The 25,950-nt window shown below is 74.0% G+C and carries 24 protein-coding genes; 12 read left to right on the top strand and 12 right to left on the bottom strand.

Features of this window, described 5'->3' with window-relative positions; translation table 11 throughout:
• The first annotated feature begins 139 nt into the window (after positions 1-139).
• The 5 genes from aceB to BJ981_RS39300 all read left to right on the top strand — a co-directional run bounded on the left by aceB (position 140) and on the right by BJ981_RS39300 (position 6,576).
• Positions 140-1,735: a malate synthase A gene (gene aceB / locus BJ981_RS22090; protein ID WP_372436886.1), complete on the top strand. Its 1,596-nt coding sequence runs from the start codon at positions 140-142 to the stop codon at positions 1,733-1,735.
• Positions 1,732-3,195 carry an FAD-linked oxidase C-terminal domain-containing protein gene (locus tag BJ981_RS22085; RefSeq protein WP_184613314.1) on the top strand — a complete coding sequence of 488 codons (1,464 nt, stop codon included), beginning with the start codon at positions 1,732-1,734 and terminating at the stop codon, positions 3,193-3,195. The genes aceB and BJ981_RS22085 overlap by 4 nt, the downstream gene beginning before the upstream one ends.
• A gap of 70 nt (positions 3,196-3,265) precedes the next feature.
• Positions 3,266-4,513: an FAD-binding oxidoreductase gene (locus BJ981_RS22080; protein ID WP_239139025.1), complete on the top strand. Its 1,248-nt coding sequence runs from the start codon at positions 3,266-3,268 to the stop codon at positions 4,511-4,513.
• 10 nt (positions 4,514-4,523) lie between these two features.
• Positions 4,524-5,777, top strand: a complete 1,254-nt coding sequence (locus tag BJ981_RS22075; RefSeq protein ID WP_184613312.1) for a (Fe-S)-binding protein — start codon at positions 4,524-4,526, stop codon at positions 5,775-5,777.
• A 58-nt stretch (positions 5,778-5,835) separates the two neighbouring features.
• A complete protein-coding gene (locus BJ981_RS39300) occupies positions 5,836-6,576 on the top strand; it encodes an IclR family transcriptional regulator (protein ID WP_184613310.1) in 741 nt (246 codons plus the stop codon).
• 82 nt (positions 6,577-6,658) lie between these two features.
• Here the strand turns inward: BJ981_RS39300 and BJ981_RS22065 are convergent, their stop codons facing one another.
• Genes BJ981_RS22065 through BJ981_RS22055 form a run of 3 tightly spaced genes read right to left on the bottom strand, consistent with a single transcriptional unit; the run spans position 6,659 to position 9,019 of the window.
• Complete coding sequence (locus BJ981_RS22065; protein WP_184613308.1) at positions 6,659-7,033, bottom strand: PepSY domain-containing protein; 375 nt, start codon at positions 7,031-7,033, stop codon at positions 6,659-6,661.
• A 46-nt stretch (positions 7,034-7,079) separates the two neighbouring features.
• Positions 7,080-8,342, bottom strand: coding sequence for a sensor histidine kinase (locus BJ981_RS22060; protein ID WP_184613305.1), 1,263 nt, complete (start codon positions 8,340-8,342; stop codon positions 7,080-7,082).
• Positions 8,339-9,019 (bottom strand): response regulator transcription factor, encoded by a 681-nt coding sequence (locus tag BJ981_RS22055; RefSeq protein ID WP_184613303.1) that lies wholly within the window; start codon positions 9,017-9,019, stop codon positions 8,339-8,341. Before BJ981_RS22055 ends, BJ981_RS22060 begins: the two co-directional genes overlap by 4 nt.
• Positions 9,020-9,111: 92 nt before the next feature.
• Here BJ981_RS22055 and BJ981_RS22050 point away from each other — a divergent pair, with 92 nt between their 5' ends.
• Entirely contained in the window at positions 9,112-9,585 is a 474-nt protein-coding gene (locus tag BJ981_RS22050; RefSeq protein WP_184613301.1) for a septum formation initiator, read from the top strand.
• A gap of 12 nt (positions 9,586-9,597) precedes the next feature.
• On the opposite strand, the gene BJ981_RS22045 is transcribed toward BJ981_RS22050, so the two are convergent.
• From BJ981_RS22045 to miaB, 9 genes are all read right to left on the bottom strand, one after another.
• Positions 9,598-10,338 carry an HNH endonuclease family protein gene (locus tag BJ981_RS22045; RefSeq protein ID WP_184613299.1) on the bottom strand — a complete coding sequence of 247 codons (741 nt, stop codon included), beginning with the start codon at positions 10,336-10,338 and terminating at the stop codon, positions 9,598-9,600.
• 247 nt (positions 10,339-10,585) lie between these two features.
• Positions 10,586-12,874 carry a tetratricopeptide repeat protein gene (locus BJ981_RS22040; protein ID WP_184613297.1) on the bottom strand — a complete coding sequence of 763 codons (2,289 nt, stop codon included), beginning with the start codon at positions 12,872-12,874 and terminating at the stop codon, positions 10,586-10,588.
• 61 nt (positions 12,875-12,935) lie between these two features.
• Entirely contained in the window at positions 12,936-13,766 is an 831-nt protein-coding gene (dapF, locus tag BJ981_RS22035) for a diaminopimelate epimerase (protein ID WP_184613295.1), read from the bottom strand.
• An 11-nt stretch (positions 13,767-13,777) separates the two neighbouring features.
• A complete protein-coding gene (gene miaA, locus BJ981_RS22030) occupies positions 13,778-14,683 on the bottom strand; it encodes a tRNA (adenosine(37)-N6)-dimethylallyltransferase MiaA (protein ID WP_184613293.1) in 906 nt (301 codons plus the stop codon).
• Positions 14,683-15,207, bottom strand: coding sequence for a methylated-DNA--[protein]-cysteine S-methyltransferase (locus BJ981_RS22025; RefSeq protein WP_184613292.1), 525 nt, complete (start codon positions 15,205-15,207; stop codon positions 14,683-14,685). Before BJ981_RS22025 ends, miaA begins: the two co-directional genes overlap by 1 nt.
• A 143-nt stretch (positions 15,208-15,350) precedes the next feature.
• Positions 15,351-16,040 (bottom strand): class III extradiol ring-cleavage dioxygenase family protein, encoded by a 690-nt coding sequence (locus BJ981_RS22020; RefSeq protein WP_184613290.1) that lies wholly within the window; start codon positions 16,038-16,040, stop codon positions 15,351-15,353.
• A 110-nt stretch (positions 16,041-16,150) separates the two neighbouring features.
• Positions 16,151-17,269: a CAP domain-containing protein gene (locus BJ981_RS39295; RefSeq protein WP_275422286.1), complete on the bottom strand. Its 1,119-nt coding sequence runs from the start codon at positions 17,267-17,269 to the stop codon at positions 16,151-16,153.
• Positions 17,270-17,719: 450 nt separating this feature from the next.
• On the bottom strand, positions 17,720-17,944 hold the full coding sequence (locus BJ981_RS22010; protein ID WP_184613288.1) for a hypothetical protein: 225 nt from the start codon (positions 17,942-17,944) through the stop codon (positions 17,720-17,722).
• A 202-nt stretch (positions 17,945-18,146) separates the two neighbouring features.
• Entirely contained in the window at positions 18,147-19,622 is a 1,476-nt protein-coding gene (miaB, locus tag BJ981_RS22005) for a tRNA (N6-isopentenyl adenosine(37)-C2)-methylthiotransferase MiaB (protein WP_184613286.1), read from the bottom strand.
• Positions 19,623-19,776: 154 nt separating this feature from the next.
• Between miaB and BJ981_RS22000 the strand changes: the two genes are divergently transcribed.
• From BJ981_RS22000 to BJ981_RS21975, 6 genes are all read left to right on the top strand, one after another.
• Positions 19,777-20,532 (top strand): amino acid ABC transporter ATP-binding protein, encoded by a 756-nt coding sequence (locus BJ981_RS22000; RefSeq protein ID WP_184613284.1) that lies wholly within the window; start codon positions 19,777-19,779, stop codon positions 20,530-20,532.
• Between the two features lie 117 nt (positions 20,533-20,649).
• A complete protein-coding gene (locus BJ981_RS21995; protein WP_184613282.1) occupies positions 20,650-21,507 on the top strand; it encodes a glutamate ABC transporter substrate-binding protein in 858 nt (285 codons plus the stop codon).
• Positions 21,508-21,567: 60 nt separating this feature from the next.
• Positions 21,568-22,251, top strand: coding sequence for an amino acid ABC transporter permease (locus tag BJ981_RS21990; RefSeq protein ID WP_184613280.1), 684 nt, complete (start codon positions 21,568-21,570; stop codon positions 22,249-22,251).
• Positions 22,252-22,285: 34 nt separating this feature from the next.
• Positions 22,286-23,167: an amino acid ABC transporter permease gene (locus BJ981_RS21985; RefSeq protein ID WP_184613278.1), complete on the top strand. Its 882-nt coding sequence runs from the start codon at positions 22,286-22,288 to the stop codon at positions 23,165-23,167.
• A gap of 53 nt (positions 23,168-23,220) precedes the next feature.
• Positions 23,221-24,033: a type 2 periplasmic-binding domain-containing protein gene (locus BJ981_RS21980; protein WP_184613276.1), complete on the top strand. Its 813-nt coding sequence runs from the start codon at positions 23,221-23,223 to the stop codon at positions 24,031-24,033.
• Between the two features lie 38 nt (positions 24,034-24,071).
• A complete protein-coding gene (locus BJ981_RS21975) occupies positions 24,072-25,946 on the top strand; it encodes a S9 family peptidase (protein ID WP_184613274.1) in 1,875 nt (624 codons plus the stop codon).
• Positions 25,947-25,950 lie beyond the last annotated feature (4 nt).

The raw sequence follows: 25,950 nt of genomic DNA, 5'->3' as shown, positions 1-25,950 counted from the left end.
CGCGCCCATCGGGGAACGCCCCGAGAGAGCCCTTAGGGATCCCTCAGGGGCACCCGGCGTTGACCCCTGAGCCGTCGCTCGGTAGCGTCGATTCCGTAATTCAGAACTCTTTTTCCATATTGTGGAAGTCCTGGAAAGGATGGCCATGGACGGCGTTGAGATCACCGGCCCTCGGCTGGACCGCTTCGACGAGATCCTCTCCCCCGAGGCCCTGACCTTCGTCGCCACCCTGCAGCGCGAGTTCGACGGCCGGCGCCGCGAGCTGCTGGAGGCGCGGCAGGCACGCCAGGCCGAGCTGTCCGCGGGCGGCACCCTGGACTTCCTGCCCGAGACCAAGGCGATCCGCGAGGACGAGACCTGGCGCGTGGCGCCGCCCGCCCCCGGCCTGGTGGACCGCCGCGTCGAGATCACCGGCCCGGTCGACCGCAAGATGACCGTCAACGCGCTCAACTCCGGGGCCAAGGTCTGGCTCGCCGACTTCGAGGACGCCAACTCCCCGCTGTGGGAGAACGTCGTCAACGGCCAGCTCAACCTGCGCGACGCCCTCGACCGCACGATCGACTTCGAGACCGGCGGCAAGCGGTACGCGCTGCGCCCCGACGACGAGCTGGCCACCGTCGTGGTCCGCCCCCGGGGCTGGCACCTCACCGAGAAGCACGTCCTGGTGGACGGCGCGCCGTTCTCGGCCTCGCTGTTCGACTTCGGGCTCTACTTCTTCCACTGCGCCCGGCGGCAGCTCGACAAGGGCCGCGGGCCGTACTTCTACCTGCCCAAGATGGAGTCCCACCTGGAGGCCCGCCTCTGGAACGACGTGTTCACCCGCGCGCAGGAGCTGCTCGGGGTGCCGTACGGGACGATCAGGGCGACCGTGCTGATCGAGACCTACCCCGCCGCGTTCGAGATGGAGGAGATCCTCTACGAGCTGCGCGACCACTCCGCGGGCCTCAACGCCGGCCGCTGGGACTACCTGTTCAGCGTCATCAAGAAGTTCCGCACGCGGGGCAGGGAGTTCCTGCTGCCCGAGCGCAACGCGGTGACCATGACCGCCCCCTTCATGCGCGCCTACACCGAACTGCTGGTCCGCACCTGCCACCGGCGCGGGGCGCACGCGATCGGCGGCATGGCGGCGTTCATCCCCTCCCGCCGCGACCCCGAGGTCAACAAGGTGGCGCTGGAGAAGGTGCGGGCCGACAAGACGCGCGAGTCGGGCGACGGCTTCGACGGCTCGTGGGTGGCCCACCCCGACCTGGTGCCGATCTGCCGCGAGGTGTTCGACTCGGTGCTCGGCGCGGAGCCCAACCAGCTCCGGCGGCTCCGCGAGGACGTCTCGGTGTCGGCGGGCGAGCTGCTGGCGGTCGCCGAGACGCCGGGCGAGATCACCGAGGCGGGCCTGCGCAACAACGTGGACGTGGCCCTGCGCTACCTGGCCGCGTGGATGGGCGGCAGCGGCGCGGTCGGCATCCACAACCTCATGGAGGACGCCGCCACCGCGGAGATCTCGCGCTCGCAGATCTGGCAGTGGATCCACAACGGCATCGAACTGGCCGACACCGGCGAGGTCGTCACCCGCGAGATGGCCGAGCGCGTCATCGCCGAGGAGCTCGCCAGGATCGGCGAGGAGCCCGGGTTCGACGAGACCCTGTACCGGCAGGCCGCCGAGCTGTTCCGGGAGGTCGCGCTGGACGACGACTTCGCCGAGTTCCTGACCCTGCCCGCCTACGCCCGCATGCCATGACCACCGGCCCCGCCGCCCTGCCCGGCCTGACCGGCCGCCTGCTGGACCTGCTCGGGCCCGGCGGGGTGATCACCGACCCGGTGCGGCTGCGCACCTACGAGTGCGACGGCCTCACCTACCACCGGGCCACGCCGGGCGTGGTGGTGCTGCCGGAGACCGCCGAGCAGGTCGCGGCGGTCGTCCGGGCGTGCCACGAGACCGGCACGCCGTTCGTCGCGCGCGGATCGGGCACCGGCCTGTCCGGCGGCGCCCTCCCGCGCACGGACGGCGTGCTCGTCGTGACCTCGCGCCTGCGCCGGATCCTGGAGCTGGACATCCCCAACCGGCGGGCCGTCGTGGAGCCCGGCGTCACCAACCTGGCGATCAGCGAGGCGGCCCGGCCGTACGGGTACTACTACGCGCCCGATCCGTCCAGCCAGCAGATCTGCACGATCGGGGGCAACGTCGCGGAGAACTCCGGCGGCGCGCACTGCCTGAAGCACGGCTTCACGGTCAACCACGTGCTCGCGGTCGAGCTGGTGACCCCGCAGGGCGAGATCGTCGAGCTGGACGCCATGGACCCCGGGTACGACCTGCTCGGCGCGTTCATCGGCTCGGAGGGCACGCTCGGCATCGCCACGAAGATCACCGTACGGCTGTCGCGCGAGCCGGAGAGCGTGACGACGCTGCTGGCCGCGTTCCCCGACGTGGAGTCCGGCGGGGTGGCGGTGTCGGCGATCATCGGCGCGGGCGTCCTGCCGTCGGCGATCGAGATGATGGACGCGCTGGCCATCGAGGCGGCCGAGGCCGCCGTGCGGTGCGACTACCCGGCCGGGGCCGGGGCCGTGCTGATCGTCGAGCTGGACGGCCCCGTGGCCGAGGTCGCCCACGAGTTCGCCCAGGTGGAGCGCCTGTGCCGCGAGAGCGGGGCGTTCGCGGTGCGGGTGGCCGACGACCCGGCGCGGCGCGCGGCGATCTGGAAGGGCCGCAAGTCGGCGTTCGCGGCCGTGGGTCGCATCAGCCCCGCCTACCTGGTGCAGGACGGCGTGGTGCCGAGGACGGCGCTGCCCGCGGTGCTGGCGGGCATCGAGGAGCTGTCGGCGCGGTACGGCATCCGCGTGGCCAACGTCTTCCACGCCGGGGACGGCAACCTGCACCCGCTGGTGCTGTTCGACGACGCGGAGGAGGGCGCGGCCGAGCGCGCCGAGACCGTGTCCGGGGAGATCCTGGACCTGTGCCTGCGGCACGGCGGGTCGATCACCGGGGAGCACGGGGTGGGCGTGGACAAGTCCCGATATATGACGAAGATGTTCACCGAGGAGGAGCTGGACACGATGCAGCTCGTCCGCTGCGCCTTCGACCCCGCCGGACTGTCCAACCCCGGCAAGATCTTCCCCACGCCCCGGCTGTGCGGGGAGGCCCCCGGGGTGCGCAAGGGCGTGCACCCCCTGGTGGCCTCCGGAGAGGCGGACCTGTTCTGATGCGGCACCTCCCCCCGCCTCCCCGTTCCGTCACTCCCCCTCCGGACGCCGTGCGCGGCGGGAGCCGGTCGTGACGCCCGGCGAGGCGCTGGTGACCACCGGCGTCGCCGTCCGCCCCGCCGAGCCCGGCGACGAGGTCGCCGGGGTGGCGCCGCGCTGGGTGGCCACGCCCGAGTCCACCGGCGAGGCCGCGCTGGTGATGCGCGCGGCGGCCGATCACGGCCTGGCCGTCACCCCGGTGGGCGGCGGCACCAAGCTGTCCTGGGGCCACGCCCCGGCCCGCTGCGACCTCGTCCTGGACACCCGGCGCATGGCCCGCGTGCTGGAACACGAGGCCGGCGACCTGGTCGCGCGCGTCCAGGCCGGGATCACCGCCGACGCCCTGGCCGCGGCGCTCGGCGCGGCGGGCCAGCGGCTCGCCCTGGACTTCACCGCGGGCGGCTCGACCGTCGGCGGCGCGCTGGCCACCGCCGCGGCCGGGCCTGGCCGCCTGCGGTACGGCACCGCGCGGGACCTGCTGATCGGCGTCACCGTCGTGCTCGCCGACGGCACCGTCGCGCGGGCGGGCGGCAAGGTCGTCAAGAACGTCGCCGGCTACGACCTCGGCAAGCTGTTCACAGGCTCGCTGGGCACGCTCGGGCTGATCACCGAGGCCACCTTCCGGCTCCACCCGCTCCCCGCCGCCCGCGCCTGGATCACGGCGACCTCCCCCGGCATCGGCATCCTGACGTCCGTCGCCCGGCTCGCCGCGTCGCCGCTGGAGCCGAGCGCGATCGAACTGGACAGGCCCGGCGTCCGGGGGCCGGTCACCGTGGCCGCGCTCGTCGAGGGCGTCGCCGCGGGCGAGCGCGCCGAGGCCGCCGCCGCGCTGCTCGGGGACACCGCGCGGATCTCGGCGGACCCTCCGGCCTGGTGGGGACAGCTGCCCGGCGAGCGAACGGCGGGCTATCTGATGGAGCTGCGCGTCCCGCCCGCGTCGGCCGTGAACGCGCTGGCCGCCGCCGAGCGCGCGGCCGGCGCGGCGGAGCTGGACGCCCGGATCCGCGGATCGGCGGCCACGTGCGTCCTGTACGCCGCGCTGCCCGCGGACACGCCGCCCGGCGCGGCGGAGATCTTCGTGACGTCCCTGCGTACGGAGCTGTCCGCCGGCGGCGGCAGACTGGTGGTGTGGACCGCGCCCCCGGAGGCGGTCCGGATCGACCGTTTCGGCCCTGTGGGGTCCGCCGCGCTCATGCGGCGCGTCAAGGAGCGCTTCGACCCCGAGGGGCGCATGTCCCCTGGACGACTGACCGGCGGCACGGCGCGAGCGGGCGCGTGAGGAGGCGGACGTGGACCCCGAACTGATCAAGGACTGTGTGCACTGCGGGTTCTGCCTGCCCACCTGTCCCACCTACGAGCTCTGGGGCGAGGAGATGGACTCCCCGCGCGGGCGCATCCATCTGATGAAGCAGCACGTCGAGGGCACCGCCCTCACGCCCGAGATGGCCGGGCACTTCGACGCCTGCCTGGGCTGCATGGCGTGCGTCACCGCCTGCCCGTCCGGGGTGCGCTACGACGTGCTGATCGAGCAGACCCGCGCCGAGGTCGAGCGGGAGCACCGCCGCCGCTGGGACGACCGCGCGTTCCGCGCCCTGGTGTTCCGGCTGTTCCCCTACCCTCGGCGGCTGCGGGCGCTGCGCCTGCCGCTGCGGCTCACCGAACGGCTGCGGCCGCGCCTGAGCCCGCTGCTCGAACGCCTGGACCCCCGCCTGGCCGCCATGGCCACGCTGGCTCCCCCGATCCCCCGCCGCGTGCGGATCCCGGGCGTGGTGGCGGCGCGGGGCGAGCGGCGGGCGGTGGTCGGCATGCTCACCGGCTGCGTGCAGTCGGAGTTCTTCCCCTCGGTCAACGCCGCCACCGCGCGGGTGCTGGCGCTGGAGGGGTGCGAGGTGGTCGTCCCGCCCGGCCAGGGGTGCTGCGGGGCGCTGTCGGTCCACTCCGGGCGCCCGGAGGAGGCCGCGCGGTTCGCCCGGCGCACGATCGCCACGTTCGAGCGGGCCGGCGTGACCACCGTGGTCGTGAACGCGGCCGGGTGCGGGTCGAGCACCAAGGAGTACGCCGAGCTGCTCGCGGACGACCCGGCCTGGGCCGAGCGGGCGCGCGCGCTGCGCTTCGTGGACCTGGCCGAGTACCTGGCCGAGCTCGGCCCGCTGGCCGAGCGGCATCCCCTGCCGATCATGGTCGCCTACCACGACGCCTGCCACCTCGCGCACGCCCAGGGGGTGCGGGCCGAACCCCGGGCGCTGCTGGCGGCCATTCCCGGGCTGCGGCTCAGGGAGATCCCGGACGCCGCGATCTGCTGCGGGTCGGCGGGCACCTACAACCTCTTCCAGCCCGAGGCCGCCCGCGAGCTCGGCGACAAGAAGGCCGGGCACGTGCTGGGCGTCGGCGCCGACCTTCTCGTCTCGGCCAATCCCGGCTGTACGATGCAGATCGCCTCGGCCGCGCGCAGGCGGGGCGAGAGCCTGCGCGTCGCCCACACCGCCGAGGTCCTCGACGCCTCGCTCCGCGCCCTGCCCGCGTCGTCCCTGGGCAGCCCGTGAACGCCGCCGCGCGATTACGGACGAACCGCCGCCACGACCCGGGAGAGGAGCGCCTGAGGTGAGCACCGTGCAGAGCGTGGACAGGGCGCTGGACGTGCTGGAGGCGCTGGCCGACCGGGGCGGTGAGGCGGGACTGTCGGAGATCGCGGCGCGGACCGGGCTGCCGTACGGCACGATCCACCGGCTGCTGCGGTCCCTGCTGGCCCGGGGGTACGTCCGCCAGGAGTCCGACCGCCGCTACGCGCTCGGCAGCGCGCTGGTGCGACTCGGCGGCACGGCCGAGCGGATGGTCGGGGTCTGGGCGCAGCCGTACCTGGAGAAGATGGTGGCGCTGTCGGGCGAGACCGCGAACCTGGCCATCATGGAGGGCGACTTCGTGATCTACCTGGCGCAGGCGGCCTCGCCCCGGCGCCTGCGCATGTTCGCCGAGGTCGGCCGCCGGGTGCTGCCGCACAGCACGGCGGTGGGCAAGGTGCTGCTGGCCGACCGCCCCGACGCGGCGGCGGTGCTGGCGCGCACCGGCCTGCCCCGGCGCACCGACCACACGGTCACCACGGTCGAGGACATGCTCGCCGAGCTGGACGCGGTGCGGGAGCGCGGGTACGCCGTGGACCTGGGCGAGGAGGAGCTCGGCGTCCACTGCCTGGCCGTGCCGGTGCGCGACGGCGGCCGCGTGGTGGCGAGCATGTCCATCTCCGGCCCGGCCGACCGCATCGACGCGCTGGACCGTGACCGGCTGGCCCAGGACATGCGCGAGATCGCCGGCGAGTTCGGCGCCGAGCTGGGTCCGGGCCGCTGAGGCACACCGGCGACCTCGGCCGCCGGCGCGCGGGCCGGGCACGGGCGGCTGACCATGCCGCCCGTGCCCGGCCTCGCGGGGGTCAGTCGTCGTGGTCCTGGCGGAACTTGACGATCTTCCCGGTGCGCGCCGAGACGTAGACGTCGTACTCGGTGTGCCGCTTGGTCAGCTCGACCTTCCAGACGCGCTGACCGTGCTCCCACTCGCGCTCCACCTCGGTGACCCGCGCGCCGGGGACCCGCTTCTTGGCGATCCTGACGGCCTGTCGCGCGGAGATCGCCGCGCTGCCGGTGACGGAGGAGGCGGTGGCCGTGGTCGTGGTCGCGGCGGGGACGGCCGCGGGCGCCGTGGCCGCGGCCGGGAGGGCGCCGGCGCCGAGGACGGCGAGCGCGCCCGCGCCCGCGAGGAGGAGCCTGGCCGCTGCGCCGATTCGTCGGGTGTTCGTGGTGTTCGTCATGGCCCAAGGCTCGCCCCGGTCGCGCTAAGGCCGCGCTGCGGCGGCGTTAACGGCGTCCTAAGAGCAGGACGACCAGCGCGCCGCCGCCCGGCGCGGCGCCCACGGTCATCGACCCTCCGGACGCCTCGGCCGTGCGCCGGGCGATGTCGAGGCCGAGGCCGGTCGACCCCGCGCCGCTGCGCCCCCGCGCGAGGGATCCCGCGCCGAACCCGGGCCCGGTGTCGGCGACCTCCAGCCGCGCCCCCTCGGGCACGGCCGTGAGCCGCACCGCGAACCCGGCGCCTTCGGGGGTGTGGGCGAAGACGTTGCCGAGCAGGGCGTCCACGCAGGCGCCCAGGTCGGCGGCGCCGGCCGCCACCGTGAGCGGCGCGGGCGGTAGGCGCAGGTCCACCGGCCGGTCCTGGTCCTCGGCCAGCACCGACCAGAACCTGACCCGCTCGCCCACGACCGCCGCCGCGTCGCAGGACTCCTGGTCGCGGGAGCGGCGGCGCACGTCGTTGATCACCGAGCTGACCGCCCGCTCCAGCGCGTCGACGCGGGCGCCGAGCCGCGCGGCCTCCTCGGGGTCGGCCAGCGACTCGGCCTCGAGCCGCAGGCCGGTGAGAGGGGTGCGCAGCCGGTGGGAGATGTCGGCGGCCGTCTCGCGCTCCTCGGCCAGCAGGTCGCCGATGCGCCCGGCCAGGTGGTCGAGCGCGAGCCCGACGTCGCGCACCTCCGGCGGGCCGCCCGGCGTGGTCCGCGCGGTCAGGTCGCCGGCGGCGAGCCGGTGGGAGACGCGGGCGAGCCCGCTCATGGGCCTGGTGAGGGCGAGCGCGAGGCGGTCGGCGACCAGGATGCCGACCCCGATCAGCGCCAGCCCGAGGAGCAGCATGCCGAGCCACACCGCGCCGACGCCCCGGCGCAGGTCGGCCTCCGCCAGGCCCACGCGGACCACGGCCGTGCCGCCGGGCAGGCCCTGGACGCTGACCAGCACCTCCAGTCCGGACGGCGTCTCGGCCACCAGGCTGCGCCCCCGCGCGGCGTACTCCACGGCGGGCGACCTCGGGGCCGCGGAGCCGAGGACGCGGCCGTCCGGGAGGAACACGGTGACCGGGTGCCCGCCCGACGCCGAGGCCCGCTCGGCCGTCATCGTCAGCGCGGCGGCGCCGGCCGTGCCCACCGAGGCCGCCACCGACTGCGCCTCTGCGGTGGCCTGGTCCACGGCGCCGCTCTGCGCGAGCGCGCGCACCAGCAGCGCCATGGGGACCAGCAGCGCGATGAGCACCAGCGAGGTCGTGGCGGCCACCAGGACCGCCAGCCAGCGCCTCACGAGGGGTCGACCAGCTTGACGCCCACGCCGCGCACGGTGTGCAGATACCGGGGCTCCTGGGCGGTCTCGCCGAGCTTGCGCCGCAGCCAGGACAGGTGGACGTCCACGGTCTTGTCCGCGCCGCCGTAGGGCACCTGCCACACCTGCGTGAGCAGCTCCCGCTTGGTCACCACCTGGCCGGGGCGGGCCGCCAGGTAGTGCAGCAGGTCGAACTCGCGCGGGGTGAGGTCGAGGACCACGCCGTCGAGCGCCGCCTCGCGCCCGCGCGGGTCCAGCCGCAGGCCACCCACGGCGATCGACGGGTCGGCGGGCCCGCCGTCGGCGCGGCGCAGCACGGCGCGGACCCGGGCGTCGAGCTGGGCCGCGCTGAAGGGCTTCACCACGTAGTCGTCGGCCCCGGCGTTCAGCAGTCGGACCATCTCGGCGTCGCCGTCCCGCGCGGTGGCCACGATCACGGGCACGCGGCTGACGGCCCTGAGCATCCGCAGCATCTCGGCGCCGTCCAGGTCGGGCAGGCCGAGGTCGAGCACGACCAGGTCGGGGCGGTCGGTCACGGCCTGCCGCAGGCCCTCCAGCGCGGCGGGCGCGGAGGTCACGGCGTGCCCCCGATCGCGGAGACCCCGGATCAGCGCGGTGCGGATCGCCGCGTCGTCCTCGACGATCAGGATGGTGGCCATGTGCGGTTACGCTAATCGGTCCAGGCTCGGGACATAAGTCCGTTATCGCGCTCTTAACCCGGCTTTAGCCGTCGGCCAGGGAGGATCGGCGCATGAAACGGCGCCCGCTGCTGGTCGTCGCCGGATGGCTGGTCGTCGCGCTCGTGGCGACCGGCGCCGGCGTCGTCGTCACGACGTTCCTCGGCGAGTCCGTCACCGGGGCGGGCCGCGTGATGTCCTCCGCCGACGTGCGGCGGGCCCTGGAGGCCGCGCCGCCCCCGGGCACGGCCGTGCCGTCCCCCGCCGGCCCCTCGCCCGCGGCGGCGACGCCCGCGCCCCGGGAGGCCGCGGAACCCGCCGCCGGCCGGGCGTTCCGCGGGCGGGGCGGGGTCGTCGTCGCGCGATGCTCCGGCGGGCTGGTCACCCTGCTCACCTGGACACCCTCCCCCGGATACGCGGTGAAGGACGCCGAGTCCGGGCCGCGGGACAAGGCCCGCGTCAGGTTCGAGGCCGGGGACGACGAGGAGACCGAGATCGAGGTCCGCTGCTCAGGCGGCCGGCCCACCGCCTCCGTGGAGGACGACTGAGCCGGACGGCCGTCAGCGGCACTGGGCGAGCATGGCGTCCTTGTCCGGGGCCGTCACCGGCAGGTCGTACTTCAGCGCCACCTGGGCGAAGCGCACCGCGTACGCGCAGCGGATCGTCTTGGACGGCGGAAGCCAGGTCGCCGGGCCGGAGTCGCCCTTGGAGGAGTTGGCCGAGCCGTCCACCGGCAGCAGGTTCAGCGGGTCGTTGGCGATCCGCATCCGCTCGGCCTTGGTCCACCGGGACGCGCCCATCTGCCAGTCGTAGGACAGCGGCATGACGTGGTCGATCTGCACCTCGGCCGCGTCGCTCTTGCTCCACTCGATGGTCTTGCCGGTATAGGGGTCCTCCAGGGTCATGGAGGTCAGCACGCAGTTGGAGCCCGACCGGTACTTCAGGTCCTTGCCGTCCCGCTTCAGGACGTCGTTGCGGGTGTCGCAGCCGTTGCGCGCGAAGGGGATGTCCTCCGCGTTGTCCGCCCAGGCGTACCCGAAGTCCTCGCGGTCGTAGCCGGTCTTCGCGCCGCGTCCCTTGGTCGGCACCTTGTCGATCAGCTTGACGGCGGCGGCCCGGTCCTTGCCCGAGGTGATCGCCCCGAGGCCGCGCCCGGTGCCGTCGGGATTGTCGAGCGGGCTGACCCCGGTCGAGCCGCCGCCCTTGCCTCCGGACCCGGCGCCGCCGCCGGTGTCCCCGAGGCCGCCGGTCTCGACCGGTCCGCACCCGGCCAGCAGGGCGACCGCGGCGACGCCTGCCATGATCGCGCGAGACCTACGCAGACCCACTGCCACCCCCAGGTATAGAAAATGCAATGCCTAGGTATAGCAAGTACCCCCGAAAAACGCGATCACCGCAGACGTCACCAACGAGCCACGTCAATGCATCAAAGGGACAGCCCCCTGGGCGCACGCGGCTGCCAGAGGTGAGAACCGGCGGGCCGGCCGGAAACGGCGGCGGCGCCCGGTCCACCGGACCGGGCGCCGCGTGCTCAGGCGGGCGGGCCGCCTACAGGCCGTACTCCTTGACGATGCGCTCGTGCCGCTCGACCTCGACGCCCACGGCGCGGGCCAGGTCCAGCCAGGCCATCGGGTGGCTCCAGCGCTCGGTGGCGTCGTCCAGGACCGCGTCCAGCTCGGCCGGGTCGACCTGCGGCGGGACGGCGATCCAGCCGTAGACGCCCTGCAGCCGCTCGCCGGTCGAGGGGTGGGCGATCGTGTAGTTGTCGTCGCTGTAGACCCACATCGGCCAGCCGCGCTCGGCCATGACCTCGTTGAACTCGGTCCAGTCCTCCTCGCTCGGGGCCGCGCCGTCGAAGAACCAGCTCGTGAATCCGCCCGGGCGCAGCATGGACACCCCGGCGAACGGGATGACGTAGCCCTCCTGGGCCTCGGCGTCGTCGGGAACCGGCTCCAGAGGCCGCGGGTCGATGACGAAGACGTCACCGGCGTTGTAGTCCATGCCCCGGGGCTGCGGGATCAGCAGACGGGCCGTCGCCGGTCCGGTGCGCACGGACAGCACCTCGCGCCTGCTGCCGTCCGACACCGGCAGGACCACCCGGACCAGGTGCCATTCCTCCTCGATCGGGCCCTCGTCGGAGGCGATGGGCATGCCGAGCTTGGCGGCGCCCGCGCGGACCAGCGGCCAGTCCTCGGCGGCGGTCGCCATGACGATCATGCGCCAGACGTCCTCCTCCTCACCGGCCTCCGACTCGACCAGCTCGCGCAGGATGGCGGCGCCCTTGGCGTTGTCGCCGAGCTGCTGGGCCGCGCCGGCCAGCAGGCGGCGGGCCTCCAGCGCGGTGATGCCCTCCGCGCCCGCCTCGAGCGAGCGCTCGGCCTCGGCGGAGGTCTCCTCCCACCGCTCCCGGGCACGGTGCAGCCGGGAGAGGGCCAGGTGCGCCGCGGGGGCCGGGAGCATGGCGGCGAAGCGCTCCAGGCGCTCGTCCTGACCGGCCTCGATGAGCACGCCGGTGAGGTAGGCGACGTCCTGCTCCTCGGCGGTGGCGGGGTCGCCGTCCTCGACGACGGCCTTCCACAGGATGTCCGCGCCGACCGGGGCGTACCCGAGGAAGCTCAGCGTGGTCGTGTGACGGCGCGTGGCCGGCAGATCGGTGCCCGAGAGCGGCCACAGCCAGCCCACCCACCGCTCGGGGTCGGCGTTGTGGCCGTCGGCGGCGTCGAAGTACTCGACCAGCTCGTCCTGCGGGCCGGGCGCGGGCAACGGCGTCACGGCCGCGGCGGCGGCGCGCAGCTCGGCCACGCGCTCGGGCAGCCCGTCGGTGACGCGCAGCGCGCCCAGCCACGACTCGGCCAGGTCGGCCAGGACGTTCGCCTGCCAGGCGATCTGGCGCTTGACGGCGAGGTGTCCGGAGATCAGGGCCAGCTCGACGCGGCCGCGGTGCACGCCCATGGTCTCGAAGTAGGTCATCCACTGGCGCATGACCCGGCCGAGCTGCCAGGTGTTGCTGATGACCTGGTCGAGGCGGCCCACCACGTGCGCCCACTCGACCCAGTCGCGCGGGTGGTCGCCGACGACGTCGAGGTCGGGCAGCGCCTCCAGCGCCTCGGCGGAGCGGCCCGCCGTGGCGAGCACCAGCGCGCGCAGCACGCCCTCGCGGTGGTCCTTGGCGACCGGGTCGTCGGCGGGGAACTCCTTGGCGGAGTCGAGCTCGGCCAGCGCCTCCTCGGCGCGGCCCGCGGCGAGCAGCGCGCGCACGCCCATGGCGGCGAGCTCCCAGCTCACCTGGCCCCCGGCGCCGCGGTGACCGGCGACGGCCGACTCATAGTAGGTGACGGCCTGCTCGCTCTCGCCCGCGTCGATCAGCGCCGCGACGTACTGGCCGGCCAGGCCGCAGAACGCGGGAGAGCCGGCGCTCACGCCTTCGAGCGCGGCGCCGAGGGCGGCCAGGCGCTCCGCGGCGTACCCGGGGCCGTCGACGTTGGCCTGCGTGAGGGCCAGGGCCTCGGCGGCGGCCGGGACGGAGGGGCAGTCCTTGACGTCCTCGCGCGCGGCGAACTCGGCCAGCGCCTCGGCGTCGCCGAGCGCGACGGTTCCCTGGGCGCGGTCGCCGATGCGGCTGACCAGGTGCCAGTAGCGGGCGAACAGCTCCAGCCACGGCCGCTCCAGCGTGCCGGCCTGCTGGGCCACCGCGGGCGCCATGACGTCGAGCTGGGAGTACCGCCCCTCGAATGCCTGGGCGGGCAGGTCGCCCAAGGCGATGGCGAGCCCTGTGTCGCCTGCTTCGTGCAACTGCCGTTGGGTGTCAGCGACCCAGGCCCAGATGTCCACGTCCATGGCAGGCCAGTCTGCCAGTTCGGCGGTCGTGCCCCAAACAGGCGGCCACGCCCGGTGGCGTCTAGAGCCCCGTGACCTCGCCCGAGGCGACCAGGACCGCGGGGCCGGCCAGGAAACTCGTGCCCTCGCCGAGGGTGACGGTCAGCCGGCCGCCGGGGACCTCGACGATCCAGGCGCCGTCCCGCTCGCCCGCGAACCGCGCCGCGGCCACCGCCGCCGCGACCGTCCCCGTGCCGCAGGACCGGGTCTCGCCCGAGCCGCGCTCGTGGACGCGCATCACGATCCGCCGCTCGCCCACCAGGTTGACCATCTCGACGTTCACGCCGGCGGGGAAGACGGCGGGGTCGAAGCCCGGCTGGGGGCCGAGGTCCATGAGGCCCACCGGGTCGCCGGTGACGCAGGCGAGGTGCGGGTTGCCCATGTCGACGACCAGGCCGGTGTACTCGGCGCCGCCGACGGTGGCCCGGCTCTCGCCGCCCACCCGGGGCGCCCCCATGTCCACGCTGACGTCGCCGGTGCGCCCGAGGCTCACGCGGCGCACGCCCGCGCGGGTCACGATGTCGAACTCGCCGGGCTCGGCCAGCCCCGAGTCCACCAGGTAGCGCGCGAAGACGCGCACGCCGTTGCCGCACATCTCGGCCAGGCCGCCGTCGGAGTTGCGGTAGTCCATGAACCACTCGGCGCCGCCGCGCGGCGTGCCCTCGCGGTCAAGGATCTCGCCCGCCTCGGGGCTGAGCTTGGCGGGGACGACACGGAGGATGCCGTCGGCGCCGACGCCGGCGCGCCGGTCGCAGAGCCGGGCCACCAGGGACGCGGGCAGGTCGAGGCCCGCGTCGAGATCGGGGAGGATGACGAAGTCGTTCTCGGTGCCGTGGCCCTTTACGAAACGCATGTCTCCAAAGCTTACGCCCTGGCCAGGCCGAGGGCCTGTTCGAGCAGGTCGGGGGCGTCGAAGGGCAGCCACGTGACCCGGGGGTCGCGGCGGAACCACGACTCCTGGCGCCGCGCGAACCTGCGGGTGGCGCGGATCGTCTCCTCGCGGGCCTGGTCCTCGGTCCACTCCCCTGCGAGGTGCCGCAGCACCTGCGCGTAGCCGAGCGCCCGGCTCGCCGTGCGGCCGTCGGCGAGGCCCTGCCCGGCCAGGGCCCTGACCTCCGCGACGAACCCGGCCTCCCACATGCGGTCGACGCGCAGGGCGATGCGCTCGTCCAGCACCGGTCGCGGCACGTGCAGGCCGATCTGCGCACTGGTGTAGACGGCGTCGTAGGACGGCATCGTGGCCGAGAACGGCCGCCCGGAGATCTCGATGACCTCCAGGGCCCGCACGATGCGGCGTCCGTTGCTCGACAGCACGGCCTCGGCGGCCACCGGGTCGAGCTCCTTCAGGCGCTGGTGCAGGAGCTCGGGGCCCACGGCGGCCAGCTCGGCCTCCAGGCGGGCCCGGACCCCGGGGTCGGTGCCGGGGAACTCCAGGGCGTCCAGCGCGGCCCTGACGTACAGGCCCGAGCCGCCGACCAGGATCGGCACGCGGCCCTCGGCGCGCAGGGCGTCGATGAGGGGGCGGGCCAGGCGTTGGTACTCGGCGACGCTGGCCGTCCGCGAGATGTCCCAGACGTCCAGCAGGTGGTGGGGGACGCCGCGGCGCTCGGCGGGCGTGAGCTTGGCCGTGCCGATGTCCATGCCCTGGTAGAGCTGCATGGAGTCGGCGTTGACGGCCTCGCCGCCGAGCCGCAGCGCGAGGTCCACCGCGAGGTCGGACTTGCCCGCGGCGGTCGGGCCGACGACGGCGAGGACGGGCGGGCGCTCCACTACAGCTCCCAGTCCAGGGTGGGGGCGAGGTGGCCTTCGAGGGTGAGCAGCCAGCGCTTGGTCTCGATGCCGGTGCCGCTGAACCCGCCGATGCCGTTGCCCGCGACGACGCGGTGGCAGGGCACGATGATCGGGAGCGGGTTGCTGCCCATGACCTGGCCGATCGCGCGGGCGTCCACGCCCGCGCGGCTGACCGCCCCGAGCTCGCCGTAGGTGATGACCTCGCCGTACGGGACGCGCGCGTACAGGGTGCCGAGCACGCGGCGTTGCAGGGGGGACATCAGCCGCCAGTCGACCGGGACGGTGAACCGCTTCAGCTCGCCGGCGAAGTAGGCGGCCAGCTCCTCGCGGACGAGCGTGGTGCGCGCCGGGTCGTCGGCCTCGGCGGCGTCGAGGTGCTCCAGCACCCGGCCGCGCGCCTCGCGGCCGTCGCGGAAGGCGGCCGCGACCACGCCCGCCCGCGTCACGGCCGCCATCACGGTGCCGATACGGGTCGGCACGCCGGCGAAGGCCACGTCCAGCATCCGCTTCCCTTCTTCCGGGAGGTTTTCCGGTACGGGCGCGATGCCCGTCTTCTCACCGTAACCACGCCGGGCCCTCGGGACGTCCCGATCTTGGATGTTCACCCCGGGGACCGGCGCGGGTCTCGTCCGGACCGGCGGGCGGGTCACGCCTCGGACCAGCGGGCGACGACGTACCCGACCCCGTACGGCGCCTCGTCGTACAGCGACTCCCCGGCCATAGGGCGGTCCCCGGCCGCCGCGGCCAGCACCTGGAACGCGGCGCGGCCCGCCACCCACAGCTCCTCCGCCTCGGCGGGGTCGAGCGCGGCCAGCGCCTTGGCGTCGGCGCCGCCCAGGGCGCGGGCGAGCGCCCGGTCGTAGCCGGCCGCGGCCGGGTGGAGGTAGCCGGGGGACTTCACGGTGAGCCTGGCCGAGCCGTCCCCCATGACCAGCAGCGCGACCCGCTCGCCCCGCGCGGCCAGGGCCCGGCCGAGCTTCGCGCACGCCTCGGACGGCGCGGTGGACGCCACGGCCTGGTGCGCCGCGGGCAGGCCGGCGCCCGCCAGGTCGAGCAGCCAGCGTCCGATGGTCAGGGACAGGGGCAGCACGGGCGGCCCGCTCCCCACCCGGACGTCCCCGCCCCACGGGGCCAGGCCGCCCGCCGCGTCCCCCGCGTGGGAGCGGGTGGCGTCGGCGCCGCCCACCGTGATGAGCGTGTCGGGCCGGGCGGCGGCGAGCGACCGGACGGCCGCCACGCAGGCCAGCCGCAGGGGCTCCAGCTCGGGCGCCGCCTCGCCCGCGAGGTCCGGCACGATCAGCGGTGGGTGCGGGCACACGGCCGCGGCGACTAGCACGCCATCAGGCTAGTGCGGCGCCCGCGCGCGGTGGTCCGCCGGAAGGACGCGAAGACCCCGGCGCCGCCGCGGGCGCCGGGGTCTCGTGGCCCTCGTGGGGGGAGAGGCGATCAGGTGCCGCCGAAGTCCTGCGTCCACCAGGGGCCGCCGCTGCCGAGGTGCACGCCGACGCCGATGGCCTTCAGCTTGCAGTTCATGATGTTGGCGCGGTGCCCGGGGCTGTTGAGCCAGGCCTTGACGACCGCCTCGGGGGTCTGCTGTCCCCTGGCGATGTTCTCGGCGTACATGTTCGAGGTGTACCCGGCCGCCTTGATGCGGTCCCAGGGGGTGCGCCCGTCCTGGGAGTTGTGGTCGAAGTACCCCTTGGCCGCCATGTCGTCGGAGTGTCCGCGCGCGGCCTGGCGCAGCTTCTCGTCGATGCGCAGCGGCCCGCAGCCCTGCTCCTGCCGTGCGGCGTTGGTCAGGCGCGCCACCGCGTCCTCGGCGGCGACGACGCTCGACGGGGCCTTGTCCGTGGAGCTCGGCGCGGGCGCCGACCTGGTCGGGCTCTTGCTGGGCGTCGCGGTGGGGCTCGCGGTGGGCTTCGCGGTGGCGGTCGGGCGGGGGCGTGAGGTCGGCCTGGCGGTGGGGCCGCTCGGGCGGAGGTCACGGAAGAAGTCCGCGCCGAGCCCCGAGGCGCGGCCCGGCTGCGCCTGGTAAGGGGCGACGTACCCGGCGGGCCCGTCGGGACCCGGGCTCGTGCCCTGCGAGTCGGTGGACTCCGCGCCCGCGTTCTTCTTGTTCTTGGCGCTCTCGCCGCCGGAGGGTCCGGCCGTCCTGGCGACGGGCGTCTGCTCGCGCGAGCCGCCGGATCCACCTGAACCGCCGGATCCGCCTCCGGAGACGTCGAGCGCGCCGCCGGCCGAGCCGGGGTCCGCGGGCGCCTCGGCGGAGGCGTCGTCCGGGTCCTGCGCGGTGGCGTCGCCGCCGTCCGCCGCCTCGCCGGCGTCCTGCTCGGAGGCCCGCCACGAGGTCTTCTGCGTGGGCTGCTCGGGCGTGGAGCCGCCCATGAAGACGATGACCCCGCCCGCGGCGACGGCGGCCGCGACCACGGCCACGCCGGCGCTCATCGCGATGGTGCGCCTGCCCGTGCGGGAACGAGGGGAACGTTCGGAGGAGAGGTATTCGGTGGGGGATGTGGGGCTGGACTCGTTGTAGCGGCCCGGCGACGGTCGGTCGTGCCGATCCATGTGGTGACTCCTGCGGCCAATCGGGGAGAAAGCGCTCCGGCTTCCGCGAGTGGTCGTTCACACTAGCCCCACGAGACGAATTAGCGCACCTCAATCACGGAAGAATCACGACTTGTCATCTCTTGGACCGATCTCAATTCGAACGGCGGCGGCCGTCGGCGGCGTGACGGCGCTCTTCGGTCTCGCCGGGCTGGCGATCACCTCCGGAACCGCTCCAACGACGCCGGGACCGCCGCCCCCCACGCGGGATCCGGCGGCACGCCACTCCCCCGTCGCGACCAGGCCGATCACGCACTCGGGGGCGGAGTCAGGCTCCGACGATCTCCCCGAATTCGAACACCCGAGCGCTGATCTTCCACCGAGAATTTCCGCGCCGGGTGATCGTCCCGAGGGCGGCTGGACGGCCCTCGTCCCCGTGGCACGGGCTCCCAGGGAAGGTCGGGCAGACCATCACGCGGCGGGCGTCCCGGCGAACGCGCGGGTCTCCGGCTCGCGCCGGACCGGCACGGCGTGGGGCAGGCGGGCGTCCGGCACGGGCACGGCGGGGGCCGCGGCCGCGCGGCGTGACGGCGTGGGCGCACCGGGGGCGCCCACGGGAACGCGACGAGCGCCCGCGCAGACGCGTGAGGCGCCGCGGGCGCCGGGACCGCCGTACAAGCGCACGCCCCGTCCCACGACGCACCCCTCGCCACGGCATACGGCGCCGGCACGACCGCCCCGCGCGACGCACGCGCCGCCGCGGGGCGAGGAGCGGCCTCCCTATCCGATGGGGGCCCCGTGCGCGCGGTTCACCGACTTCCGCCGGTACTACTGCGATCGCCTGCTGGACGGGCGAGGGCGCTGAGCGGCCCCAGGAGCGGGCGGACGCCGAACGGCCTCAGGCGCGGCGCACGACGGGCATGCCCAGCGACACCGCGCCGGGCGTGCCGCCTCCGCCGGTGCCGCACGCGGCGGCCTCGCGGGCCTCCCAGGCGTCGCCCGCCCGGGTGCGGCGCACCAGCGCCGGGCCGTCGGCCACCAGGTGGTGCGGCGCGGCGTAGGTGACCTCGGTGGTCACCATGTCGCCCGGCCGCGGCGGCGCGGCGTCCGCGGGCGGCACGAAGTGGACCAGGCGGTTGTCGGCGGCGCGGCCCGACATGCGGCGGGTGGCGTCGTCCTTGCGTCCCTCGCCCTCGGCGACCAGGACCTCCAGCGTGCGGCCGACCTGCGCCCTGTTCTCCTCCCAGGAGATCTCCTCCTGCAGGGCGACGAGCCGCTCGTAGCGCTCCTGCACGACCTCCTTGGGCACCTGGCCGTCCATGGTGGCGGCGGGGGTGCCGGGCCGGATGGAGTACTGGAAGGTGAAGGCGTTCGCGAAGCGCGACCGGCGCACGACCTCCAGGGTGTCCTGGAAGTCCTCCTCGGTCTCGCCCGGGAAGCCGACGATGATGTCGGTGGAGATCGCCGCGTCGGGGATGGCGGCGCGGACGCGCTCGATGATGCCCAGGTACCGCTCGGCGCGGTAGGAGCGGCGCATGGACTTCAGGATCCGGTCCGAGCCGGACTGCAGCGGCATGTGCAGCTGGGGCATGACGTTCGGCGTCTCGGCCATCGCGGCGATGACGTCGTCGGTGAACGCCGCCGGGTGCGGGGAGGTGAACCGCACGCGCTCCAGGCCCTCGACGTCGCCGCAGGCGCGCAGGAGCTTGCCGAACGCCAGCCGGTCGCCGAACTCGACGCCGTAGGTGTTGACGTTCTGCCCGAGGAGGGTGACCTCCAGGACGCCGAGCTCGACCAGCGCGCGGATCTCGCCGAGGACGTCGCCGGGACGGCGGTCCTTCTCCTTGCCGCGCAGCGCGGGCACGATGCAGAACGTGCAGGTGTTGTTGCACCCCACGGAGATCGACACCCAGGCGGCGTACGGAGACTCGCGCCGGGTCGGCAGCGTGCTGGGGAAGACCTCCAGCGACTCCTTGATCTCGACCTGCGCCTCGCGGGCGACGCGCGCGCGCTCCAGCAGCACGGGCAGCGACCCGATGTTGTGGGTGCCGAACACCACGTCCACCCACGGGGCCTTGCGGACGATCTCGCCCTGGTCCTTCTGCGCCAGGCAGCCCCCGACGGCGATCTGCATGCCGGGGTTGCGCACCTTGGCCGGGCGAAGGTGCCCCAGGTTGCCGTACAGGCGGTTGTCGGCGTTCTCGCGGACCGCGCAGGTGTTGAAGACGACGACGTCGGCCGTCTCCCCGTCGTCCGCCCGGACGTAACCAGCGGCCTCCAGCAGCCCGGACAGGCGCTCGGAGTCGTGGACGTTCATCTGGCACCCGTACGTGCGGACCTCGTAGGTGCGGGCGCGCTCCTCGGTGACACTCATCTCAACAGACAAGGGTAGGCGCATCGGGAAGCCCGTCGCACGCCGCGCGCTTTCCACGCGTGCCTCCCGATATCTTCCCGCCGTGACAAGGCCGTGATGCGATCGGTACCGCGTGGTTAGTGACAGGCGGCATTGACCACTTACGTTGTCCAGCATGACGGAGAACGGGGACGCGACTCCTCTCGTCAGAGTCGAGGACGTCAACAAAAGCTTCGGTGCCCTGCACGTGCTCAAGGACATCAACCTGACGGTCAACCGGGGTGAGGTCGTCGTCGTGATCGGCCCGTCGGGGGGCGGCAAGTCGACGCTGTGCCGCGCCATCAACCGGCTGGAGACCATCGACTCGGGGACCATCACCTTCGACGGCCGCCCGCTTCCCGCGGAGGGGAAGGCGCTGGCCCGGCTGAGGTCCGACGTCGGGATGGTCTTCCAGAGCTTCAACCTGTTCGCCCACAAGACGATCCTGGAGAACGTCACGCTGGGCCCGATCAAGGTGCGGGGCGTCGCGCGCGAGCAGGCAGAAAGACGGGGCATGGAACTGCTCGAACGCGTCGGCATCGCCAGCCAGGCCGGCAAGTACCCCGCCCAGCTCTCCGGCGGCCAGCAGCAGCGCACGGCGATCGCCCGCGCCCTCGCCATGGACCCGAAGATGATCCTGTTCGACGAGCCGACCTCGGCGCTGGACCCGGAGATGGTCCAGGAGGTCCTCGACGTCATGATCGGCCTGGCCAGGGACGGCATGACCATGGTGGTGGTGACCCACGAGATGGGATTCGCCCGGCGGGCGGCCAACCGCGTCGTCTTCATGTCGGAGGGCCAGATCGTGGAGGAGAACACTCCCGATGAGTTCTTCACCAACGCCCGCACCGAGCGGGCCAAGGACTTCCTCTCCAAGATCCTCACGCACTGATCGCGTACCTCGCCGGGCCCCGCCGTACAGACCCCATCATCGCGGCGCGTACGCGGCGTCGCGGTGGACACCTCCCGCACATCCAGCAGGACACCAAGAAAGCTGAGGTACACGCACATGCGTTCACGACAGATCGGAGCCGTCCTCCTGTCTGCCGCGGCCCTGGCCGCGAGCCTCGCCGCCTGCGGCAACAGCGGCCCCACGTCGGCCCTCGAGAAGGCCAAGAACGACAAGAAGCTCACCATCGGCGTCAAGTACGACCAGCCCGGCATGGGCCTGAAGAAGCCCGACGGCACCGTCGAGGGCTTCGACGTCGACGTCGCCAAGTACCTGGCCAAGGAGCTCGGCGTGCCCGAGACCGGCATCACCTGGAAGGAGGCGCGCTCGGCCAACCGCGAGACGTTCCTCCAGCAGGGCCAGGTCGACATGATCGTCGCCACCTACTCCATCACCGAGGCCCGCAAGCCGAAGGTCACCTTCGCCGGCCCCTTCTACATCGCCCACCAGGACACGCTGGTCCGCTCGGACGACACCTCGATCACCTCCCTGGACAGCCTCAAGGGCAAGCGCATCTGCCAGGTCACCGGCTCCAACTCGTGGAAGAACATCGCCGAGGGCACCAACAAGGAGAGCAAGAAGGTCGACGTCCAGCTCGTCCCGGCCAGCGCCTACGAGGAATGCGTGACCAAGCTCAAGGGCAACGCCATCGACGCGGTGACGACCGACGACATGATCCTCGCCGGGTACGCCAAGCGTGAAGGCTCCTCGCTCAAGGTCACCGGCGCCCCCTTCACCGACGAGAAGTACGGCGTCGGCCTGAAGAAGGGCGACAAGGAGACCTGCGAGGCCGTCAACAAGGCGATCACGAAGATGTACCAGGACGGGACCATCAAGCAGCTCTTCGACAAGCACTTCAGCGGAACCGGTCTGCAGTTCACCGCGACCGGCGCGCCTCCCGCGGAGGGGTGTGCCTGACCTTGTTCCCCGCGCCGGTGAGGCCACCTCACCGGCGCTTCCCGTCTCCGGTGGAGCACGATGGAATCACTTCTCGACTTCAGTCCACTCGCGCAGGAGTTCGGCACGATCCTCACCGGGTTCTGGTCGACGATCCGCCTGACGCTCATGAGCGGCCTGCTGGCGCTGATCCTCGGCACGATCCTCGTCGCGATGCGGGTGGCCCCCACCCCCGTCCTGCGGGCCGCCGGCACGATCTACGTCAACATCCTGCGCAACACCCCGCTCACGCTCGTGCTGCTGCTGTGCGCGCTCGGGCTGAGCGACACCCTGCAGTACACGCTCTCGACGGACTCGCCGACCAACTACTACTGGTGGGCGGTCCTCGGCCTGTCGGCCTACACCGCGGCCTTCGTCTGCGAGGCGCTGCGGGCCGGCATCAACACCGTGCCGACCGGCCAGGCCGAGGCCGCGCGGGCGATCGGGCTCACCTTCACGCAGTCGCTGCGGCTCGTGGTGCTCCCCCAGGCGTTCCGCTCGGTCATCGCCCCGCTGGGCAGCATCCTGATCGCCCTGACCAAGAACACGACCATCGTCATCGTGGCCGGGTACATCGAGGCGTCCTCGGTGATGAAGCAGATGTTCGACGACTACGGCGGCACGCTGCCCATCTTCCTCGGGTTCGCGGCCGGGTACATGGTCCTGACACTGCCGACCGGGTTCCTCTTCGGCTGGCTCGCCAAGCGCCTGGCGGTGAGCCGATGACGGCCGCGGACCAGCCGGGAGAGAAGGGGGAGGCGTGAGCACCGCCAGCGTCCTGTTCGACGCGCCGGGACCCCGGGCGCGTCTGCGCAACAACATCCTGACCCTGCTCTCGGTCGTCGTGCTGCTCGCCATCGCGTACGTCGTGATCAAGGGGCTGTCCGACAAGGGCCAGTTCGCGGGCAAGCTGTGGGAGCCGTTCCTGCAGGGCCAGGTGTGGACGGGGCAGATCATCCCCGGCATCGTGGCCACCCTCCAGGCGGCCGTGCTCTCGGCCGTGCTGGCACTGGTCTTCGGCGTCGTCTTCGGCCTCGGCCGGCTCTCCGACCACGCCTGGATCCGGGTGCCCGCGGGCGCGGTCGTGGAGTTCTTCCGCGCGATCCCGCTGCTCCTGCTGATCTTCTTCGCGCAGGCGGGCCCCGCGACGATCAGCGGTTACACCGTCAGCGTGCCGGCCTTCGCCGCCGTGGTCATCGGCCTGACGCTCTACAACGGCTCGGTGCTGGCCGAGGTGTTCCGCGCGGGCGTCCTGTCGGTGCCGCGCGGCCAGTCCGAGGCGGGGTACTCCCTCGGGCTGCGCAAGAGCGGCGTCATGCGGCTGATCCTGCTGCCGCAGGCCACGACGGCGATGATGCCCGCGATCGTCAGCCAGATGGTCGTCCTGCTGAAGGACACGGCGCTCGGCTGGGTCATCGCCTACGAGGAGCTGCTGAACTACGGGCTCAAGCAGATCCCGTCCAACTTCGGCAACCTCATCCCGAGCGCGATCGTCATCTCGCTCGTCTACATCGCGATCAACCTGGCCCTGAGCTACGTCGCCACCCGGCTGGAACGGCGCGGCAGGCGCGGCCGCCGCTCCTCGGCGACCGTGGTCGGAGCCCCGGCCGCCGTGGGCGTGGGCGTGCGGACCGGCGAGTAAAGTTTCGGCCCGTTCGCGGGCGAGAGCGCGGCGGGGCGGCTTCAATACCGCACATGACGCTCCCCGCCAGGCCGTCGCCCGCGCGCCGCGGGCCGCGTGCCGGGGTGGCGGCGCTGGTGATGGCGCTGCCGACGGCCGCGGCCGTGCTGACGGCGTGCGGCGGCGGCCACGGCGCGCTGGTGGTCGGCGTGCGCGAGGGACGTCCCGGGCTGGCCGAACGGTCGCCCTCGGGAGGGTACGAAGGGTTCGAGATCGAGGTCGCGGGCTACGTCGCGCGGCGGCTCGGCTACCGCGACGACCAGGTCAGCTACGTGCCCGCCCCGGCCTCGCCGCCCGCCGACCTGACCATGGGCGTCCCGGTGCCGCGGGACGGCGCGGACCCGGTCGCCGGGCCGTACCTGGTCTCCGGGCAGGACATCCTCGCCCCGGCGGGCGACCTGTCGGTGCGGGGCCTGCGCGACCTCACGCGGAAGAGAGTGTGCACGGCCGCGCCCGGCCCGCTGGTGGACCGCTTCGGCGCGGCCTGGCGGCGCGCGTTCCTGATCACCTCGACGGTGGAGGACTGCGCCCGCATGCTCGTCTCACGCCAGGTGGGCGCGGTCACCGGCGACGCCGCCGTCCTCGCCGGGCTGGCCGCCGCCTCGCCGGGGGCCTTCCGGACGCTCAGCCGCCCCTTCACGCGGGAGGGCCAGGGCATCGCGGTCACCGGGGACGATCTTCGCCGCCGCGTGGAGGACGCCCTGCGCGCCATGTTCGACGACGGCTCCTGGCGGCGCGCGGTGATCCGCCACCTGGGGCCCCTGGCCGGGAAATATCCGTCCCCGCCCGCTTTGCGGCCCCACGCGGGGCCACGAGCGGCTCCGTAGCGACCACACCGCGTCGCGATTTCCGGCAGGATTCGGCTATGCCCCCCGAGCGCACGTCCGGGCGCCCCACTCCCCCGTTCGGTGGCCGGCCTTCGCCGATCTCCACCTCCGACGTCGTCAGGTCCGGCGTACGTCCCGGTTACCCGACCGTCCTCGGCGACGACCTCTGGTGGGAGGAGGACCGCCCCACCGAGGGCGGCAGGCGCACCATCGTCCACCGCGCCCCGTGCGGCGCGCTGCGCGAGCTGCTGCCCGCGCCGTGGGACGCCCGCACCCGCGTGCACGAGTACGGGGGCCGGTCCCACGTGATCGTACCCGGGGGCGACGTGGTGTTCGCCCACCACGCCGACCAGCGGCTGTACGTCCTGCCCGCCGGGACGGCGACGCCGCGTCCCATCACGCCCGAGCCCGGCGTGCCGTGCGGCCTGCGCTACGCCGACCTCACCGTGCACGACGGCGAGGTGTGGTGCGTCATGGAACACCACACCGGGGACGGCGAGGTCACCCGGTCGATCGTGTCGATCCCGCTGGACGGCGGCGCCGTCCGGCGGCGGGTGGCGGGCGGCGACTTCTACGCCTCCCCCGTGGTCTCGCCCGACGGCGCGCACCTGGCGTACGTCCGCTGGGACCATCCGCGCATGCCGTGGGTCGGCACCGAGCTGCGCGTCACCCGGACGTCTGATGGCGCGTCCTGGCGGGTCGCCGGCGGACCCGAGGAGTCGGTGCTGTCGCCCCGGTGGGACGGGCCGGGCGGGCTGTACCTGCTCTCCGACCGGTCGGGGTGGTGGAACCTGGAGCGGGTCTCGCTCGACGGCGGCGTGTCGCGGCTCCTGTGCCCCGCCGAGGAGGAGTTCGGCTGGGCGCCCTACGAGCTCGGCGGCGCGCCGTACGCCGTGCTCGCCGACGGCCGGCTCGCGGTGCTGCACGGCCGGGGCGACCTGCGGCTCGCCGTCCTGGACCCGCGTACGGGCGCGCTGGAAGAGCCCGGCCTGCCGTACGCCGGGTGGCTGCCCTGCCTGTCCGCCGACGGCTCGGTGGTCTGCGGCGTCGCCTACGCCCCGGCCGTCCCCCGGTCGGTGGTGCGGCTCGACACCGCCACGGGCGCCTCGCACTGTGTGCGCGGCGACATCCCGGTGCCTCCGGACCCCGCCCACCTGCCCGCGCCCCGTCCCGTGGAGATTCCCGGCCGCGCCGGGCGGCGCGTCCACGCCTTCCTCTACCCGCCGGCCGGGGAGGTCGCCGGCCCGTACGTCGTGTTCGCGCACGACGGCCCCACCACGCACAGCGTGACCGCGCCCGACCTGCACAAGGCGTTCCTCACCAGCCGCGGCATCGGCGTCCTCGACGTCAACTACGGCGGCTCGACCGGGTACGGGCGCGCCTACCGCGAGCGGCTGCGCGGGCGGTGGGGCGTGGTGGACGTCGAGGACGTGATCGCCGCCGCCGAGTGGCTGGTGACGGAGGGCCTCGCCGACCCGGCGCGCGTCGCGGTCCGCGGCGCCGGGGCGGGCGGCTGGACCAGCCTGGCGGCGTGCTGCGCCTCCGGCCTGTTCCGGGGCTGCGTCTCGATCGCGGGCGTCACCGCGCTCGCCCCGCTCGCCGCCGCCACCCACGACTTCGAGTCCCGGTACGTCGAGTGGCTGGTCGGCCCCGACTCCCCGGGCCTGTACGCCACGCGGGAGCCGCTGTCGCGGGCCGGTGAGATCGACTGCCCGGTGCTGCTGATGCAGGGGCAGGACGACCCGCTGGTGCCGCCCGCGCAGGCCGAGGCGTTCGTGGCCGCGCTCACGGAGCGGGGCGTCCCCTGCACGTACCTGTCCTTCGAGGGCGAGACGCACGTCTTCCGCCGCGCCGAGACCAAGGGCGCGGCCCTGGCCGCCGAGCTGTCCTTCTACCGGCAGATCTTCGGGTGAGCCG

This window comes from Sphaerisporangium krabiense (genome assembly GCF_014200435.1).
In the GTDB taxonomy this organism is placed as follows: Bacteria; Actinomycetota; Actinomycetes; order Streptosporangiales; family Streptosporangiaceae; genus Sphaerisporangium; species Sphaerisporangium krabiense.
The sequence above is the reverse complement of the archived record's forward strand: the minus strand, read 5'-3'. Positions and strand labels throughout refer to the sequence as shown.